Raw genomic sequence first — 17,135 nt, 5'->3', positions numbered from 1 at the left:
TGAATATCTTGTTCATCTGACGGGGCATACCATTTAACTATCTCTATCCATAATTTTGTAAAGTTCTCTTATTCTACTTTTACATTAACACTGACAGCTGGTCCAGAATTTGTGACTTTAGTTGGTGAAATGAAAGGCTCTTGATCAGGGATAAATCTCTGGGCCTGTCAAAGTTTACAGATAACTCCCGTATGATTTCCCCCGGACTCTTGCTGAGGACAATAATTCGGTCGGCCAAGAGCAGGGCTTCTTCGATGTCGTGGGTTACCAAAAGGATAGAAGGCTTGTACTCCTCCCAGAGCTTGAGGGTCAGCCCCTGCATTTCCAGCCTGGACTGATAATCCAGGGCGGAAAAGGGTTCATCCATTAGGAGCAGCTTCGGCTTCATGATGAGAGCCCGGGCCAGTGCGACACGCTGCTGCATACCACCGGAGAGCTGTTCCGGGTAATAATCCATATAATCCAGCATGCCGACGCGTTCAAGAAAGATGCGGGTCTGGGCAGTGATATTTTCTTTCGCCATGTGTTGCCGTTTCGGTCCGAAAGCAATATTGTCTTTGATTTTCAGCCAGGAAAACAGTTGCGGGCTCTGGAAGACCATGCCTCTCTCCGGGGCTGGGCCGGTGATTTTCTGCCCGCAGAAGGCAATATCCCCCCGATAATCTTGATCAAAACCGGCAACCAGATGCAGCAGCGTTGATTTCCCGCAGCCACTGGGGCCGACAACGCCAACAATTTCACCCTGGCCTACCCGGAAGGATACATCCCTCAGTACTTCAGTTTCCCTATTATCAGGGCAATAGCTCTTATGGAGATGGTGGATTATCAATAAACCGTCAGAATGATCATTCATGTCTGATCACCTCTTTTCCGGGGTGCAGCTTCCTGATCAGGGCGACAAGAAGTCTGTCTGAAATCCAGCCCAGCAGGGCGATGACGATCATGCAGATGATGATCATTTCCGTATCACCCAGCATCCTAGCATTCATCATGACAGCACCCAGCCCTAGGGAAACCCCCGTCAGTTCTCCCAGCACCACATAGGCCCAGGAGATTCCCAGACCCAACCGCATTCCCGACAAAATGCTGGACGCCGCCGCGGGTATGATGACATAAAAAAAAACTGCCCACCCCTTGGCCCCCAGCACGCGGGAAGCCTGAATCAGCTTACCCGGGACTTGCCTGACACCTATGGCTGTGTTGAGATAGACAGGAAAAAATGCGGCCAGGGCAATCAAAAATACGGCTGTCGAATGTCCCACGCCAAACCAAACCATGGCAATCGGCAGCCAGCCGATCCCCGGCACCATCCTGATCAGATGAACGAGAGGATCAAAGACCCGTTTGACTTTCAAAAAACTCCCTGTGAGAATCCCCAGGGGCAGGCCGAAGCACAGCGCCAGCAGAAAGCCCTCCATAACGCGCCCGATGCTGGCGGCGGAGTGCATCAGGAATTGCCCCGAATATGGCGACAACCGGCTGTTGCCGGTCATAAAGTCCGCGAGGCCTAAAGCAATCTGCCCGGGCCCAGGCAGAATATATCCCGGCACCCGCAGCAAATAGGAAGCCGTGCACCAGGCCGCCAGAAGGACAGCGGGCAGCAGCAGGCCTAAAATATCGAGCTTAAACCTTAGTCGCTTTTTCATGCTAACTTTTTACATTCTGGACAAACTGCAGGTTGATCATGGCCTCAATATCGGGAATTTCCTTAATGATGCCCAGATCGCACATCCGCTGGGCGAGATTTTTAACCTGCCGGACCATTGCGGGTGTGATGTTCCAGGCCAGCTCCATGTTGCCCGACGCTTCCTCCAGAACCGCCTTGTCGGTGCCGAATTCCGCTGCCTTTGACAGCCAGGCGTCTTTATTTTGCCGGAGGTACTCTGTGGCCTTGGCGTGGGCGTCGACAAGAGCCTGAATACCCTGAGGGTTATCCTTAATTTCCTTTTCCGTCGACAGGATTGCCCCGTTAAGATAGCCGATGCTGTCGTCATAATAGGGATACTCCAGGATTTTCCCATACCCGGTTGTGACGGCAATGGAGGGATAGGGTTCGCCGCTGCAGAAGGCGTCGATTTGCTTGTTGGCCAGAGCCTGCCCCATATCAAAAAAATCGATTTGAACCAGGGTGACATCCTTCCCGGGATCACGCCCGGCTCTTTTCAGAGCTTCCAGCAGCAGGATCTGATGCATAGTTCCCGGTACATAAGCGATTTTTTTGTCCTTCAGATCCGCCACGTTATTAATGCCGCTGTCAGCACCAACGACGAGAGCCGAACATTTATTAGTCAGATTGGCGACTACTTTGACGGGTTCCCCTTTGGATGCGGCTGAGATTGCGGTGACCCAGGTTGTCCCGCACATATCCAGGTCGCCGGCCAGCAGTGCCGTCTTTTGATCGCCGGGATTCGTAAAAGGGAGTACTTCAACGGTATGGGACGCCGGCAGATAATCGCCGTAATAAAAGGGCTGAATTGTCTGAGCTGTTTTCCAGGTACCGACCTTGAAGCTTTGACTTGCCGCCGGCTTTTCTGCCGAGCAGCCGGTCAGGGCCAGCAGCATAACCGCCATGATCAGGCCAGCAAATTTTGTAGCTGTGCGCATATATTCCTCCTCAAGTTTATTTTCCGGTTATGTACCGTGATGATATCCGGATTCTTCAAACCACCCCCGGGCCCTTTGGATATCGAACCCATTCCATTCAGATGCTGAAACACCGATAGCCCTGGGTACAGCGCCCACATCCACAACAACCACATTTGCCCCCCAGGCCATTGCCGTCTTGGAGGGCGGATGCACACAGATATCCGGGGCACTGTAACCGGAGGCCAGGCGTGTCACGGCAGTGATCTGCGCCAGCCGCCGCTCAGCCAGCAGCCCCTGATCATACAGGGGAGTGCCTTTGACAGGCACTCTGGCCATAGCACCTGATAGCTTGGCACCGTGTTTCATCGCCAGCAGGAAAGTGTCGGCAATTTCTTCATTTGTGTGCTCGACGCCGATGGGTTCAACCAGAAATGCCAAGTCCAGAGCAGAACCGCGAATTTCTTCGAGGGTTTCACCCCGCTCGCTGGGAGAAAAGGGCGTATCAATGCCCTCCCTGAGCCGAATGGCATGATAGGCAATACTGAACCCGACGCTTTTCAGTTCCTCAGCTCTTAAAGCATTCATTTCGCCGGTATTGGCGACAAGACGATAGCCGCCGGGGATTTCCTGCCGGATTTTCCCGGCAAGAGCGACCAGGTGGGAAAAGGCATAGTCTTCCGTCGTCCGGAGGGTAATCCAGTCGGCACCGTTGCTGACAAATTTTCCGGCATAGGAAAGGATTTCCTCTGCGGTCAGTGTGTAGGTATCCTGTGCCGCACCCCAGGCTTGGCCAAAGGAGCAAAAGCGGCAATTCATGGCACAAGCCTTGTAATCCACACCGATTGACGCCCAGATCCGCGCCTTGTTTCCTGTTACCGCCGCTGCAACGCGCCTGGCAGCCGCACCGAGAACATCTGCTGTTTGGGAATCCGGGTGGATCTCCAGCAGCTTGATCATGGTATCTCTGGGGAGGGATTCCCCCGCTAAGGCCTTCTTCTCAGCATCGAGTATGAGTTCTTCCGTCGTCATTTATTATCTCCTTCAGATTCCTGCCTTCCATTGCTGTCCTTGCTGAGCAGGTCTCTCCATCATGAAGCCAAATCCGTTAGAATAATGATTCGTTAATGAACAAGTGATAAATTTAATTATATCTGAAAATTCACTTTGTTAAAGATACAATTTTATTGTACTTCAAGGCCACAATTCGTTCTAAAATACGCTTAAATAGCCATGCAGAAAAGGCAAAAAGCCGATTTTCCTTACTTGCAGGAGAATCAGCTTTTATTTATATATGCCTCCACGATTATCAATAGTAAATATACGATTTGTTTCGTATGATTAATTTCGAAAATCACTCGGTATGTACCGACTCGCAAACACATTAACTTTTCTTTACCCTTTAAAAATCACATGGCACATGTGCTTCATTTTCGCATGTAGACTTTCTTTGATTTATGGAAGCAGGTGCCAATATATGAATCCGCTTATCAGAAAGCTTTTATCAGCTTTTGAATCTCTTCCTTATGCTCGATCCAATTCTCAACATATCCGCATTTACAACAGACATATCTGATTACAGGAATTTTTCCGAACAGAGTTGCACTCGTAGTATAAATATTGTTGCCGCTGGCATGCCTCCTCGTATTATCCGGAATTCTCAGTATCTCCTTTGATCCGCATTTAGGACATGTCTGTGAATTTTTCATTTCGCCCCCCCTTTTCTAGTCAAAAACAAATATCTCTTCTATCGGCGCATGAACCGCCCTGGAAATATCAATAGCCAGCTTTAATGACGGATTATACTTGGCGGATTCCAGGCGGATAATGGTTTCCCTGCGCACGCCTACCATCTCTGCCAGTTCCTCCTGGGTAAGCTCTGCAAGCTGGCGGTATTTTTTCAGATTGCATTTAAATTGTTCCATGAGCTTCTCCTTTAAATATTAATGTTTTTCGAAATAATAGAACGCTATGGAATAAGTCAAAAAAGTGGCAGCCCATCCAATGGCGCTGACAAGAATCATAAATTCTCTTGTTCCAAATGAGAACAGGGAGCTTAGCCCGATAATCAGCAGGGCAAACGCCGGCACCCACATTGTTACCGCCTGTGCGCGTTTACGGTCAACTACATACCGTTCATCCGGCATTTCCATCGCCAGCTTAGCTGTAAAATAGAAGCTGAACATGCCAAAAAATCCGAAGTAAAACAAAGTAGCAGGATCATGGGAAGCAAAGTATTTAAACCCCATAAACCCCAAAAATCCCAAGAACCATGTAAACCTCTGATATTTTCTCGGCTGCTTTCTTTGATTTTGCATGATTTTCTCCCTTCATACTAGTTTAGCGAGCTTTTCATTCCGGCCGCTTAAGTGGACAATAACGACACATTGTGCAGCAGCGTCATTACAAGCGGCACCGCATATTTCCGCGGATAATGCCATAAGTCGGTTTCGGCTTTTCAAGTCACAATGGGAAGCCTTTGCTCCAATGTTGCCAAAAGTGTCCCGCTTTGCCTGAAACCAGTTCTTCATATAAGCAGGCTAATGACGCCTAATGCCATACTGTAAATTATTCTGTTCACGCCGAAACCCTCTAGTAGTGATATATTTGTATCTTTATGTTACAAATATATCACTACTAGAGGGGATAGTCAATCTTTTTATTAGCAAAAGGCGTAGGCGGCATTTGCTTGGAAGGGATTATTGACTTCTATGGCAAATCCGGCTTTGTTGTTGCCAGCACGAATGGGAGATTTGGAAGTTCGGGCAGTTCCGCCTTTCAGTAAGCTAGCTTAATCCCCGTCAAAAAGGGCAATTTCGCAAAACCTCGCCTCCCACTTCCGCAACGACCTCCCGCCAGAGCTGCACAGGCTGCCGTGCCAATTCAGCCGGCACAATCTCCGTTAAACGGATTTGCCGGTCACTGAAGCTTTGTTTAACCTCCCGGAAGGCTGCCGCTGCCTGGGCCTCATGGTTATTTTCCAAAAGTATGCGATCTGCAATCCGCTCCTTGAGCTCGGTCAGCAGCTTGCCGTCCAGGTACTCCGTCATGACCTTTTCCGGCGGGATCACCTTTCCCTGATCATAGGAGCGGATTTTCTCCTCCAGCCAGGCAATGAATTGGGGCGTACTCATGGCGTTCAGTTCGACGCGATACTCTTGCAGCCAGTCCTTCCAGGCAGGACTAATATAGCCGGCCACGCCTCTCTGGCGGCTTGATACTTCCACTTTTTCCACCTCCAGCCCCATGAGCACCGCTTCTTCCGGCTCCAGGCCGAGATTGATGATCTTCACCTTGCGGCCCGGTCTGGCTTTGGTTTCATTTTGCAGGGTATCGTAGATAGTTGTGCCGTAGGCATCCGCATCGTGAATGCAGAAAAAAGTGATTTCTTCCCCTCCTTCCCCTCCTTCCTCTCCCAGTGCGTCCAGCAAATCCTTGACTGCCCGGCTGGCGTAGCCCTTGCTGGTGAGGAGTGCCATATCGTATTTCTCCGGAAGCTTCTTCTCTTTAAGTACATTGAAGAAGCCTTCTTTTTCAATATACAAAACCTTGTTGAAGGTCCAGGCGGGCTTGCGGTAATTCTCCACGGCAATGGTGCCGATAGGGATATCCCGGCCTTCGTGGGGATGATACAAGGTCCCCCGGTCATCCCTGTACATCATGGGGATGTCGCCGTGCTCCGCTTCATAACCGCCGATCAGGTCTTTGCAGAAATAGGCGTAATCCGGTTCCTTGCCCAGTTCCCTGATCACATAAGGCCGAACGGCATAATAGAGCTGACGCAGGCTGAAGCGGTATTCCCCATTGCCGCCGGCTTTGGCAATGGCTTCCTCCAGGCAGGCGGCGACGATTTCTTTCTGGGACCTCATTTTCGCCTGGGCGGCGGGGAGGGTCTTTTTTACTTTGTTCACCGCCTTGGTAATACTGGCCCCGATAGTCTCGGCCATTACTCCCAGGTCCGGTTCTTTACCGTCCGTCACAATCGGCACATAGGGTGTCATGACATTGATTAAAAGCCTGGCGGGTTTGGCCTTTAAAAAATGGCTGAAGCCGCAGCTGAAAATCTTCAGCTCACTTTTATCACGGAAGATGTGAACATCTCCCGTCACCGGGGACTTATTGAGCAAAACCGTGATCTGAGGTTCGTCGGCAAAGTCGGCGTATGCTTCGACCACAAAGGGGATTTCTGCCTCATGGACCCCTCTGACGGATCCTACCGTAAAAGTGCCGCAGCTTCTGTAATAGCCTTTCCAGTACTCCAGCTCGCCGATCCGCCCCAGCCTCTCCGGGTTCGTTTTCGTGACCAGGGTCCTGAGCTCGGCCAACAGTGCTTCCGTGTCGGCGAAGGTCAGGGAAGCGGCGGCTGCCCCGTAGGGATACCTGCGGGATAGTTTCCCGGCTTTCTTACTGCAGCCGTCAAATTGGGCGATCAGTTCCCGGACCGGACCGCTGTAGGCCTGAAACAATTCAAAGAAGTTTTCGCTGGTATACCAATAAGGGGATGTCTTCCCCTGGTAGGTTTGACCTCGGGCATATTGCAGTGCCAATTTGGCCCAAGCCGGATCAATCTCCATTTGGCCCAGGGAAAAGCTGATTTTAGTCCCCCTTTCGCCGTAGGGGCCTAAACTTTCCGTCAGGGCTGAACCGTCCTTTTGGCAATGGATCCGGTAGTTTTCCCCCCCGGTGGCAACCAAAAGCCGGCCGCCTGTGGCCTCCACCGCCCCGGACACCACCCGCAGGCCGTTCCCCAGCGCTCCCCGGGTGGGCAGGCGCAAGTATTTGGAGGATTTAAGGGGCCTGTTGATGGCAAACAAGCCGGGATCCATGCCGGGTCCCTGATCTTTGACATAAAAAAAACCGTCCTCAAAGCCGATTTCACACTCACCGCACACATCCAGGGCATTGTCCGTGAGTTCTTTGCAAACCAGCAGTGACAGCTTATATTTAGGCACCCCCGCCTTTTGGGGCAGGGTTTCAATATTCCTGAATAATTTCCAGTCTTCCCGTTCAAACAGCATGGCCTGAGTTCACTCCTCCTGATTTGAGATGCTGGAATATCATATGCAATTTCCATCAATCTGTCAGGGGGAATTCCCAGGAGGATAATTGCCTGGCACGCGATTATCTTTTTTCCTCTTCAGAGTGAACTCGCTCAGCAATTAATTAATCAATAAGGTCATTTTGGAATTTTGAAAGATGCTCGTACGGAAGAATAAGTCTTCCACGGTAGAGGCCGCAACCATCGTTGATAAGGGAATTATTCATTGCCGAAAACATATTTACATCCAATTTTGACAATTCAAGCTGCTGCAACATGATACCTTTCATAAGCATCATCAAAATAAATATTTTCTCCTTTTGGAATTGCATCTCGTTTAACTCTTTCACTTTCCTGTCGCTTTTCGTAACCTAAATGATTGGCAGGACCAATTTCAGCAAAATCGTCCATTTCTTTGGTACGAAGTTGTACTTCCACATAACAACGAGCAATGTTATCATAAAATGTTATATGCAGGGAACGATAGCCACTAGACTCTGGATTTGCAACGTAATCTCTATAGTATGGGCTTACGCTCTCTCTTAACAAGGTCGATTTTTTCTGACCTATAAATGAAGACAGTTCTGCAGTAAATCCGCGTTCCTCAAGGAAATCAAGCAACTTGTTGGCAACATCATATAGATATTTATTTTCTTCATCCGCGCAAATCTCACCTTCTTTTAAATGACATTTGGGAAGAGAAATCACGATTCGGTAGGCAATCAGGTCCCGAAAACAGTTCAAATAGTTTTTCAGTTCAGGAAGAGACGGGTAATTGCCATGTATAATATAATACTCGTAAATATATTCTACGATGTATCCGTTAAATTTTGCTTCCGCGCGTATCAAAGATTTAATTCGGCCCTTAAAAGTAAAGGCAAGAAAAGGATATTCATTTGCCATAAGTTTATAGAATTCCCGAATCCGCTGAGACTGCGAAGTCAGGAATTCGTTGTGCTGCAAAAGTTCCGCCATTTGAAGCAGAAAATTACAGTGCAAAAGATCAATCTGATTATGAGTTTCTTTCGCCGACTGTTTCAAATCCTCAGCATATATCTGTAATATCTTTAGAACGGTATCGCCTGAGTATAAATAATCATTTAATTTTTTCACAGATGCACTTTCCTTTCCTGTATGGTTTTCACCAAAACGATATTTTCCATTAGGCTATTTTGTATCTTTACTTCTTTGAACTGTATTTTTTGCTTTTCCTCTTGCTTCCATCTTCGGCCTTTGTGACATTGCTTCGATTCTGCTTTTCTATCTGCACCGCTTGGAATGCTTCCTTCGATATAATCGCCGGATTATTTTCCTCTGATAGATAATAGGCATCATGCTTTCCATTATCCAACAACCGGACATTTCCTGTGTATTTTTCATTACTGAGCATTACATCAATCGCCCGCTTACACCATTTTCCTTTTCCTGAAGGAGACTTGATTCCTAATGTCATCAGGCTATCCTTACACAAATAGGAAATAGCCCTTTCAAACTGCAAAAAATGTTTTAACAATAGCAAAAAACGCTTGACATTTCAAATCGGCCACCATAATCAGCGCAGATATCATTTATTGGTATATCAATTTGATAGTGGTGATAAGAATAATTGAAAAAAAGACATTTTTAGAAGGATTAAACATTACAAATCAGCTTACTAATGATATTGTGTTTATGTGTGAAACACGTACTAAATCAACGTATTTTACGCGTTCAAACAATTGTAAGATGGACTTTAAAGACCTAATCATTTTCGAACTGAACTTTGTGAAAAAATCTCTTCATATTGAACTTGATTTGTTTTTCGAAACCATTAAAGGAGCTGAATGCAGTATAGCAAGACAAAAAATATTACCCATAGCCTTTATTAAAATGGCTGATGCCATAACATCTTGGTATTATGGCGATGACGACTTCAAAACATTCAATGGTTATAGACTTTCTGAATATCGTGCTACTGATAGTCTTTCACAACCAAATATAAATATCAAGTTTATCAATAGCAAGGTGTTTAAGAATAAATTTGCTGAATTTATAGAGAATTTAAGGACAGTCTGCTCTATAGCAAACTGTCCCTTAACCTTAAATCTGAAGCATTATTTTCCTGTCAATGTCAAGGCCACAATCCAGTCGATCACTTCGGCATAGGTTAGCCCTACGGCTGCCATCACTCTCGGATAACGGCTGCATGAGGTCACACCGGGCAACGTATTAACCTCGTTAAGGATTACTTTTTCATCTTCCTTCAGGAACTATATCCACCCGTGCAAGTCCCCTACATCCCAAGGCGCGATAGACGGCTTTTGCTGTCTCCTGAATGAGCAAGCGCGCCTCTGCCGACACACTTTTACGCTTACCTTGCTTTATGCAACACTACTGAGGTAAGTTACACCTTTTGACAAAGCCAGATTTTGTTAGTATAATATGATCTGTAGTTTTCTTTAAAATAATTAGAATTTTTGCAAAGTGGTGTATTAAAACTATGGATATTGAAGCTTTAAAATTATCAATTTTTTTAATATTATTTACGGGAATTATTACAAGAATAATATATCGATTTAGACTAAATGTATCTGGTTTCCTTCAAAATATATGGAAAATAGCAAAAAAAAAATAGGGAGTGTTTCGGCATTTATCAAGGTTAAAGCTTGGCAAATTTTGCACCTCAATATATTTTCAGAAAAACGGGTTTACTGGGGGTTCTACCCCGGTTACCTAATCAAACCTATATAGGTTTGTGTGAAAGCTAGTGCATTCCTTGTGAGAAAAAATAACAAGACCAAGCCCGACTTTCACAACCTTTACGAATATTCCTGGATTGTGATTGTCTAGTATGAACAACAAAGTTGGCGATTTTTTCTCGGTTTTTCGGATTAGGCAAAATGTATCCATCAGCTTTTCAGTGTCTTTTTTTACGGGGTTGCCCTCTTTATTCTAGGAGGACCTTGCTTACTATCCGTGCTTTTCTGCTTACTTACTTTTCTCCTGTATACCGGCGCTAAATTTAGCTTTAGCCATAGGGCTTACGTTTCTAAAAGACGTCCCGGGATTTTATCTAACATATCATTCTTTAATCACTGATCAATTAGATGTTTATAAGGATCAAGCTTACCTTTCAGTGTTGCTTTTCTCGTAACTGGAGGTTAAAATCGTCTTTTCCACATACTTCTTAACTGTTTTGTAATAATGTCCGGTTTCTTTAGCTACGGACCGTAAGGATAACCCTTTATGATCCCTTAAAAATTTGATATTCTGTACTTGAGCCATTGTTAACATCCTTTCTTACCCCCTTTTAGCCTCGACAACTAAAGGGTAAGGTAAAGCTGGGGTGTTGGCAATGGTTTTTCCAGTTTTTTGCTCAGTAAGTCATGGGCTGCACACCATGCCGTTGCGCTCTGTCCCCTAGCCTTGTGCGTCCACTCGGGACTCCCATTCTATGCGCTTTTCTGCTTGGGGCATTGAAAATTCTCCCCTTTATATGTTTGAAGAAGATTGCCCCATAAATTGGGTAATTAAACAAGGTGGGTACAGTTTGGCGTTTACTATGCTCAGTTTTCAGCTTCCAAAGTGCTCTATTTTTTTGCCATATACAAAAAAGAGAAGTAATCTCCTTTTTTTAATTTTTCCTCTGCCCGTCGACCGCATCACCCAGATGGGCGGCACCTGGCCGATAACTAATCCTTTCTGTTTTCTGTTAGATCGCCCAGCCGCTGTCAATAAAATCTTTAATGTCTTCACTTAGGTGGGGGGATTAATTACTCTTCAATATTTTCATAATTATACATTATTTACCAAAAACCAACAAAGAATATCTTGAACTTATGTTTAATTATTGAGATAGGGTAGGCTTATCCCTGAGTCTATTATACGAGGAGGTGAAAATAATTTTAAATCCATTATCACGGGGTTCTCCTAAAAAGTAATAATTAGTTGCAGAATAGGCCGTCAATCGTGATTTGTAGTTAACTGTTATCCCAATGGCTGAAGAATAGTATAAAAGTAGCTCAAAGCCAATATATTTCATAACGTTTTGTGCCTTGAGCGAAGCGAAAGGAATGGGTATATTATGAAAAAAAGGATTTTTAGTTGTTTAATTTTAGCTGTAGTTATGACTTTCTCAATAACTTGTTCAGCATTTGCCTCAACAAATAATGCAGAAAACTGTAATAGTATTAAAGAGTCAGCTTTTACAAAAGATACCCTAATTACAAAAGATAATATTTATAAAATTCTCGATTACTACGGTTTAGATAGAAGTGCACTTAGAGAAGATATAGATGATAAGTCATTTGGAGATGTTACAGTGGGCAATTTAGAAGATGCGCTAAATGAAGCAAAGAGAATACCTAAAATGATTGTAATCGATAAAAATAATCCTACTAATGAAGAATTATCTTCTATTGGTATAACTCCTTATGAAATTACTCCTATGGCTAATGGTATTCTAACTGTTGCTCAAAATTCTGAAGTATTTAATGACGGACCTGTAGTGAGATACACATGTTCTGGAAAATATTATAAAAATGGTACAACAAAATATTGGACAGAGGCAGCGGGAGGAGCAGATATCACAATGGTTACCGCCCAAGCAGGAACCATTTATTATGCAATAGATGATATTATTAAATTAGAGACTTCAGTAGAAAATCCCTCAACTAGCAGTTCTAAATTGGTACTTGATTATAAATATGATATCGGGAATTATATAGGCATTAAAGGTTTGGGTGGTATTAGGATTGGTCATAATTTAATAACAGGTACTAATAAATATAATACTAGCTATATTAACTAATGCAATAAAATTTTTAAACATTTTTAGTGACTATTAGGTAATCCCATTCCCTAAGTAGGCGGCAAGTTTGTGATTTAAGCTCTGAGTTCTCTTTGCTCAGAGCTTAAATTGAAAGATTTGAAGTAAGGGTTCAGTAGTGTTGCATAAGCACGTAGTCAATCACCCATAGCTTGGCACCTAAAGGCGTTTGAAGCGGGCTTGCAAAAGCCCTAATTGGCTACCTAAACACCTTGGTGCTATGTTAGACTAGGGTTCGTGATATATCATTAACCTGCCACATTCATGCGCTAGTTTAACTAACAGTTTACCCAAGTTTTTTAAATCAATATTAATCGCTGTGAGTTATCGTTGAGTAATATGTCATAACTGTAAAAAATAACGTTTTTTACAGTTTTTTAGAAAGAACGGAATTGTTTATTAGATTTTCGGTGAAGTGTTTTTCCAAATCAGTATTAAAGTAAAAATGTTGTTTGGCTTGATCATAGACCCATGCGCTTTAAATTTCACTCACTTTAAGTATACCTTAAACACTTAATAATACCGTGGTATACCTAGGTATACAATTACATTTAGTATACCTATTAATTATAACATCAAGGAGAGAGGGAGTAGAAACGGCAGCAACACTTAAGATAAGCTGAGTATTGCGCCCATGTAGGGGTATTACCAGCGTAGCTGTCACCAGGAGCAAAATATATGGTATTAAACGGAAAGTTTGTTTATAACCTCATTATATTCTTGTTGAACATCGGTAATGGCCAACCTTGAATAAGATGCCCCCGAAGCTGTTATCCCCTTGGCGGCATCTACAAAAACGCATCGTGCTTTTAGCTCTTTGCGTCAAGAAACAATATCCTTGACCCTTCCAATCAATTCCTAGACATTAATTCCCAAAATTCTCAACTGTTCATTGATCTTAGCTTCCAGCTCCGCGATTTCTTGTTTATCTTGCTCTAGCTGCTTATTCACTTCATCAAGATCAATGGCTTGTTCTTCTTCAGACGTATCTACATAGCGAGAAATATTTAAGTTAAACTCGTTTTCTTTGATTTCTTCAAGTAATGCCACGTGAGCGTATTTATCAACATTCACACGATTTTTGTAAGTTGCAATAATCTTATTGATGTTTTCATGAGTAAGTTTATTTTGATTCTTACCTTTTTCAAATTCGTTGCTGGCATCGATAAACAAGATATCTTTTGTTTTACGATTTTTCTTGAATACTAAAATCGTGGTTGGAATTCCTACACCGTAAAACAAGTTGGCAGGTAACCCTATCACTGTATCTAGGTAGTTTTTCTCAATGATGGTTTGACGAATGGCACCTTCTGCCGCACCGCGGAACAAGACACCATGGGGCAAGACAATGGCCATTGCTCCCCTATCATTCAGGTGATATAAACTGTGTAAAATGAAGGCATAATCTGCCTTAGTTCTCGGAGCGAGCCTACCATATTCGCTAAAACGTGGATCTTTTAGTTTTGTTTCGCTATTGTCCCAATGAGCAGAATAAGGAGGATTGGCAACCACGGCATCAAAAGAGCGCGGGTGGTCAATACCCTTGGCATCCGGTCCGTCGGGCCAATCCCTTTCAAGGGTATCGGCATTAGACAGAGTCATGTTGTTAAATGAAACGCCATGCATCATCAGGTTCATACGAGCTAGGTTGTAGGTTGTCGTATTCTTTTCCTGACCAAAGAATTTGATCCCCCCTGGCTTATCGCCGCCAGGCAACTCATCTTGAACGGTTAACAGCAATGACCCGGAGCCACAAGTCGGGTCATACACCGAAAACGTATGATCCGATTCTTCTAACCCATCCGTTACGACTTTAGCCAAAATCTTAGAAACTTCATGAGGTGTGTAGAACTCCCCGCCTTTTTTGCCTGCACTGGCGGCAAACTGACCGATTAGATATTCATAGATTGCGCCAAGAATATCTTTGCCATCTTCACCTTTGTAATCAATACCATTAACCAGCTTGACAATACGGTTCAGTGATTTCGCCCGTTCATTGGTCGAGGAACCAAGACGGGAGTCGCCCAGGTTGATGTCGTTAAACACACCACGGAAATCTTTTACGGCTTCTTTGTTTAATTCGGCGTTCTTATTGAAGTTATCAAAAATCGTTTGATAATCACTTGGAACCACCATGCTGTTATCAATTTTCTGAACTAAAGATTCCCAAGTATCAAGGGGGGCAATGGCATAGCCTAAACTTGAAGAAATATCTTCTAAGTAGTCATTCAAATCGTCAACCTTGGCTTGTTCTAAATAGGCTTTATTGATGGATTCGCCATCGGCCACATCAAGAACATTATTGTCCACTAAATACTGTTCCTGATGTTCGGACAGATAACGGTAAAACATAAAGGCCAAAATGTAGTTCTTGTATTCTGAGGCATCCATGTTGCCACGCAGCTCGTTGGCCATCGCCCACAGCTTTGCTGTAATGGTTTGTATGTTACTCATGTTGTGTTTTCCTCCTAGACAAACATTTGTTGCTGTAATGCTTTCTTCTGTTCTTGCAAGTGTTTCAGCTTACGCTGGTGAAGAGTGATGAGGTGGTCGAGGTTGGTGAAAAAGGCCGTAATTCTCTCCTGCTCAGGCACAGAAGGTATGCGACACAAAACGTTAATAAACGAGTCCCAATATAGTCTTTTTCTGAAGTCGGTGACTCCATAAGAGAGATTGTCCATCTGAATAATTGCTTCATCCCGGCGTAAACAATAATCCATAAACAGAGGGTAAAGCTCTGCACTGGGAATAGCTGTAATATATGCAGGACTTACCATCCCTTCTGACTTTACAACTCCAATTGCCCCTTGCCACGCACGCATCATGTTAAGAACGAGATCACCGAAATGAACCTGTTTATATAGAGACTTATCTTCGCTTCTGCGCACTTTCTTCCCTAAATTATCACTATCTAATTCTTCGTTTGAAACACCATGATGGATGGAAACGGAAAGGATCTGTAACGAATCGTATCCTCGTTCTTTCCTCTCTGTGTATATTTCCCCCAGCTTCCGCTGTTCCCAAGCGTCAGTAAATCCGGGGAAACGAACTTCTGGAAAATCCTCGCCATTTTTCGGAAACATTTTTTGAAACAACCCAGCCTTCAAATTTTTTAGGTTATTTAGCTTACGCTGATGAAGGGTGATGAGGTGGTCAAGGCAAGCGAAGAACGCACCCACTTTACGTTGTTCGTTAAGTTTGGGAACTGGAACTTTCATCTCCATCACCTTGTTCTTAGATATGTTGTATCGCGAAACACCTTGGGCCAAGAACATAAATTTCTCCCGAATTAATGATGAGCGTAACATGAATGCTAAATAATACGGATCAAATTCTACTGTTGGTCTGTAACCAAAACAAAAACTATTTAGGTACACATTCTTAGTATTTTCAAGCCATACAGACGACATTCCAACTTCTTCAGGTGTTTCAGATGACGTTGTAAAGAACACATCACCATACTTAACTTGTTTTTGTTTATCATCAATCTCAACACTTTCCACACCATTAGGGTTAGAGATTGCATTACTAAAGACATTAACATAAGTGACAAATTTAGCATCACCATGTCCAAAATCTTCCTTAGCTTTGCCTGACAGTCCAGTGAATGTATCGCCCATTTTACCTAATGCACGCTGTTCCCACGCATCAGTGAATCCCGGGAACCTTATCTTGGGCACCTTTTCTTTGCTTTCGCTCATTTCTGCTCTCCCTGTAGTTTCTTAACTTCCCTATCGAAATCAGAAACAATTTTTTGATGCTTGTCGAATTCTTTATATTCACCAATCGCCTTTTTCGTAGCTGCACTCTGCGAAATGTACCCATGCCCCTCCAAGATCTCATAGCGGCTGAATTTCAAGAATTCATCAATACTTACCGCAAAGTCCTGCATTCCCAATAAGGTTTCACCTTCAAGCAGACGCTCTACATAGTCAAAGTAGGCTGATACGTTACGCTCCAGGCTGCGAATTTCTTTTTGGGAGAGATAATTCTTTGCAACCACAACATCTGTCTGTAAGATTCGTCCGTCAGGTGAATTCTGCCAAGAAGTAAGCCCCATATGCTCTTTGTCTTTATCGGCACTGTCATAAACAATTTCAGCAGCTGTTTTCCCTGCAATCGCGTAATGAAACTTGTTTTGTACTGTCGCATAAAACTTCTTGGTAATATCTGAGTTCTTATCATAATCGAATGAAATTTCCGCAAAGACATCTGTGATCTGCTGCCATATCCTCCGCTCACTGGCGCGAATGGAACGAACGGTTTCAAGCAACTCACGGAAGTAATCCTTGCCAAAAACAGCTTTTCCCTGTTTCATCCGTTCCACATCAATCTTGAAGCCTTTTTGGATGTATTCTTTTAAGACATCCGTGGCCCATATACGAAACTTCGTTGCCTTTTGGGAATTCACACGATAGCCAATGGAGATAATCGCATCCAAGTTGTAGTATTTAACAGAGTTCGTCTGTGTCTTCCCTTCCATTGCGCCATGTTGAGTGGTATTTTCCAAAATGGAAACCACCACTTTTTCATCCAATTCTCCAGACTGGAAGATATTTTTCAAGTGTTTGCTAATGGCTGGAATGCCAACATCGAACAATTCTGCAATCGTCTTTTGGGTTGCCCAAATCGTTTCATCTTGAACAAGGACCTCCACTTTTTCAGCGGCGTCATACATTAAAAACTGTATTTCCTTCATTATACCCT

14 protein-coding genes and 2 pseudogenes are annotated in these 17,135 nt (G+C 44.0%); 1 reads left to right on the top strand and 15 read right to left on the bottom strand.

Features of this window, described 5'->3' with window-relative positions; genetic code table 11:
• Window positions 1-79: 79 nt before the first annotated feature.
• From LJE72_RS18770 to LJE72_RS18715, 12 genes and pseudogenes are all read right to left on the bottom strand, one after another.
• Window positions 80-853 carry an ABC transporter ATP-binding protein gene (locus tag LJE72_RS18770; protein WP_229249527.1) on the bottom strand — a complete coding sequence of 258 codons (774 nt, stop codon included), beginning with the start codon at window positions 851-853 and terminating at the stop codon, window positions 80-82.
• Window positions 846-1,646, bottom strand: a complete 801-nt coding sequence (locus tag LJE72_RS18765) for an ABC transporter permease (protein WP_229249526.1) — start codon at window positions 1,644-1,646, stop codon at window positions 846-848. The genes LJE72_RS18770 and LJE72_RS18765 overlap by 8 nt, the downstream gene beginning before the upstream one ends.
• 1 nt (window position 1,647) lies before the next feature.
• The gene (locus tag LJE72_RS18760; RefSeq protein ID WP_229249525.1) at window positions 1,648-2,604 is read right to left on the bottom strand and encodes an ABC transporter substrate-binding protein; all 957 of its coding nucleotides are present in this window, start codon (window positions 2,602-2,604) and stop codon (window positions 1,648-1,650) included.
• A 27-nt stretch (window positions 2,605-2,631) separates the two neighbouring features.
• Window positions 2,632-3,615 carry a radical SAM protein gene (locus LJE72_RS18755; protein ID WP_229249524.1) on the bottom strand — a complete coding sequence of 328 codons (984 nt, stop codon included), beginning with the start codon at window positions 3,613-3,615 and terminating at the stop codon, window positions 2,632-2,634.
• Window positions 3,616-4,073: 458 nt separating this feature from the next.
• Window positions 4,074-4,292 carry a hypothetical protein gene (locus tag LJE72_RS18750; protein WP_229249523.1) on the bottom strand — a complete coding sequence of 73 codons (219 nt, stop codon included), beginning with the start codon at window positions 4,290-4,292 and terminating at the stop codon, window positions 4,074-4,076.
• Window positions 4,293-4,307: 15 nt separating this feature from the next.
• On the bottom strand, window positions 4,308-4,508 hold the full coding sequence (locus LJE72_RS18745) for a helix-turn-helix transcriptional regulator (RefSeq protein ID WP_229249522.1): 201 nt from the start codon (window positions 4,506-4,508) through the stop codon (window positions 4,308-4,310).
• Window positions 4,509-4,526: 18 nt separating this feature from the next.
• Window positions 4,527-4,901 (bottom strand): DUF3796 domain-containing protein, encoded by a 375-nt coding sequence (locus tag LJE72_RS18740; protein WP_229249521.1) that lies wholly within the window; start codon window positions 4,899-4,901, stop codon window positions 4,527-4,529.
• 483 nt (window positions 4,902-5,384) lie between these two features.
• Window positions 5,385-7,601 carry a hypothetical protein gene (locus LJE72_RS18735; protein ID WP_229249520.1) on the bottom strand — a complete coding sequence of 739 codons (2,217 nt, stop codon included), beginning with the start codon at window positions 7,599-7,601 and terminating at the stop codon, window positions 5,385-5,387.
• Between the two features lie 145 nt (window positions 7,602-7,746).
• A pseudogene (locus tag LJE72_RS18730) lies at window positions 7,747-8,734 on the bottom strand (guanosine polyphosphate pyrophosphohydrolase).
• Window positions 8,735-8,801: 67 nt separating this feature from the next.
• Window positions 8,802-9,074 carry a recombinase family protein gene (locus LJE72_RS18725; protein ID WP_229249519.1) on the bottom strand — a complete coding sequence of 91 codons (273 nt, stop codon included), beginning with the start codon at window positions 9,072-9,074 and terminating at the stop codon, window positions 8,802-8,804.
• A gap of 640 nt (window positions 9,075-9,714) precedes the next feature.
• Window positions 9,715-9,961, bottom strand: a pseudogene (locus tag LJE72_RS18720) (D-alanine-D-lactate ligase, vancomycin B-type resistance protein VanB); the annotation flags it as partial.
• A gap of 765 nt (window positions 9,962-10,726) precedes the next feature.
• A complete protein-coding gene (locus LJE72_RS18715) occupies window positions 10,727-10,894 on the bottom strand; it encodes a hypothetical protein (RefSeq protein WP_229249518.1) in 168 nt (55 codons plus the stop codon).
• Window positions 10,895-11,684: 790 nt separating this feature from the next.
• On the opposite strand from LJE72_RS18715, the gene LJE72_RS18710 reads away from it, so the two are divergent.
• Window positions 11,685-12,410, top strand: a complete 726-nt coding sequence (locus LJE72_RS18710) for a hypothetical protein (protein WP_229249517.1) — start codon at window positions 11,685-11,687, stop codon at window positions 12,408-12,410.
• Between the two features lie 876 nt (window positions 12,411-13,286).
• Here the strand turns inward: LJE72_RS18710 and LJE72_RS18705 are convergent.
• Genes LJE72_RS18705 through rhuM form a run of 3 tightly spaced genes read right to left on the bottom strand, consistent with a single transcriptional unit; the run spans window position 13,287 to window position 17,127 of the window.
• Window positions 13,287-14,882 carry a type I restriction-modification system subunit M gene (locus LJE72_RS18705; protein WP_229249516.1) on the bottom strand — a complete coding sequence of 532 codons (1,596 nt, stop codon included), beginning with the start codon at window positions 14,880-14,882 and terminating at the stop codon, window positions 13,287-13,289.
• A gap of 14 nt (window positions 14,883-14,896) precedes the next feature.
• On the bottom strand, window positions 14,897-16,129 hold the full coding sequence (locus tag LJE72_RS18700) for a restriction endonuclease subunit S (RefSeq protein ID WP_229249515.1): 1,233 nt from the start codon (window positions 16,127-16,129) through the stop codon (window positions 14,897-14,899).
• Window positions 16,126-17,127: a RhuM family protein gene (gene rhuM / locus LJE72_RS18695; RefSeq protein WP_229249514.1), complete on the bottom strand. Its 1,002-nt coding sequence runs from the start codon at window positions 17,125-17,127 to the stop codon at window positions 16,126-16,128. Before rhuM ends, LJE72_RS18700 begins: the two co-directional genes overlap by 4 nt.
• Window positions 17,128-17,135 lie beyond the last annotated feature (8 nt).

It is taken from the genome of Desulfosporosinus shakirovi (genome assembly GCF_020595055.1).
Classification (GTDB): Bacteria; Bacillota; Desulfitobacteriia; order Desulfitobacteriales; family Desulfitobacteriaceae; genus Desulfosporosinus; species Desulfosporosinus shakirovi.
The sequence above is the reverse complement of the archived record's forward strand: the minus strand, read 5'-3'. Positions and strand labels throughout refer to the sequence as shown.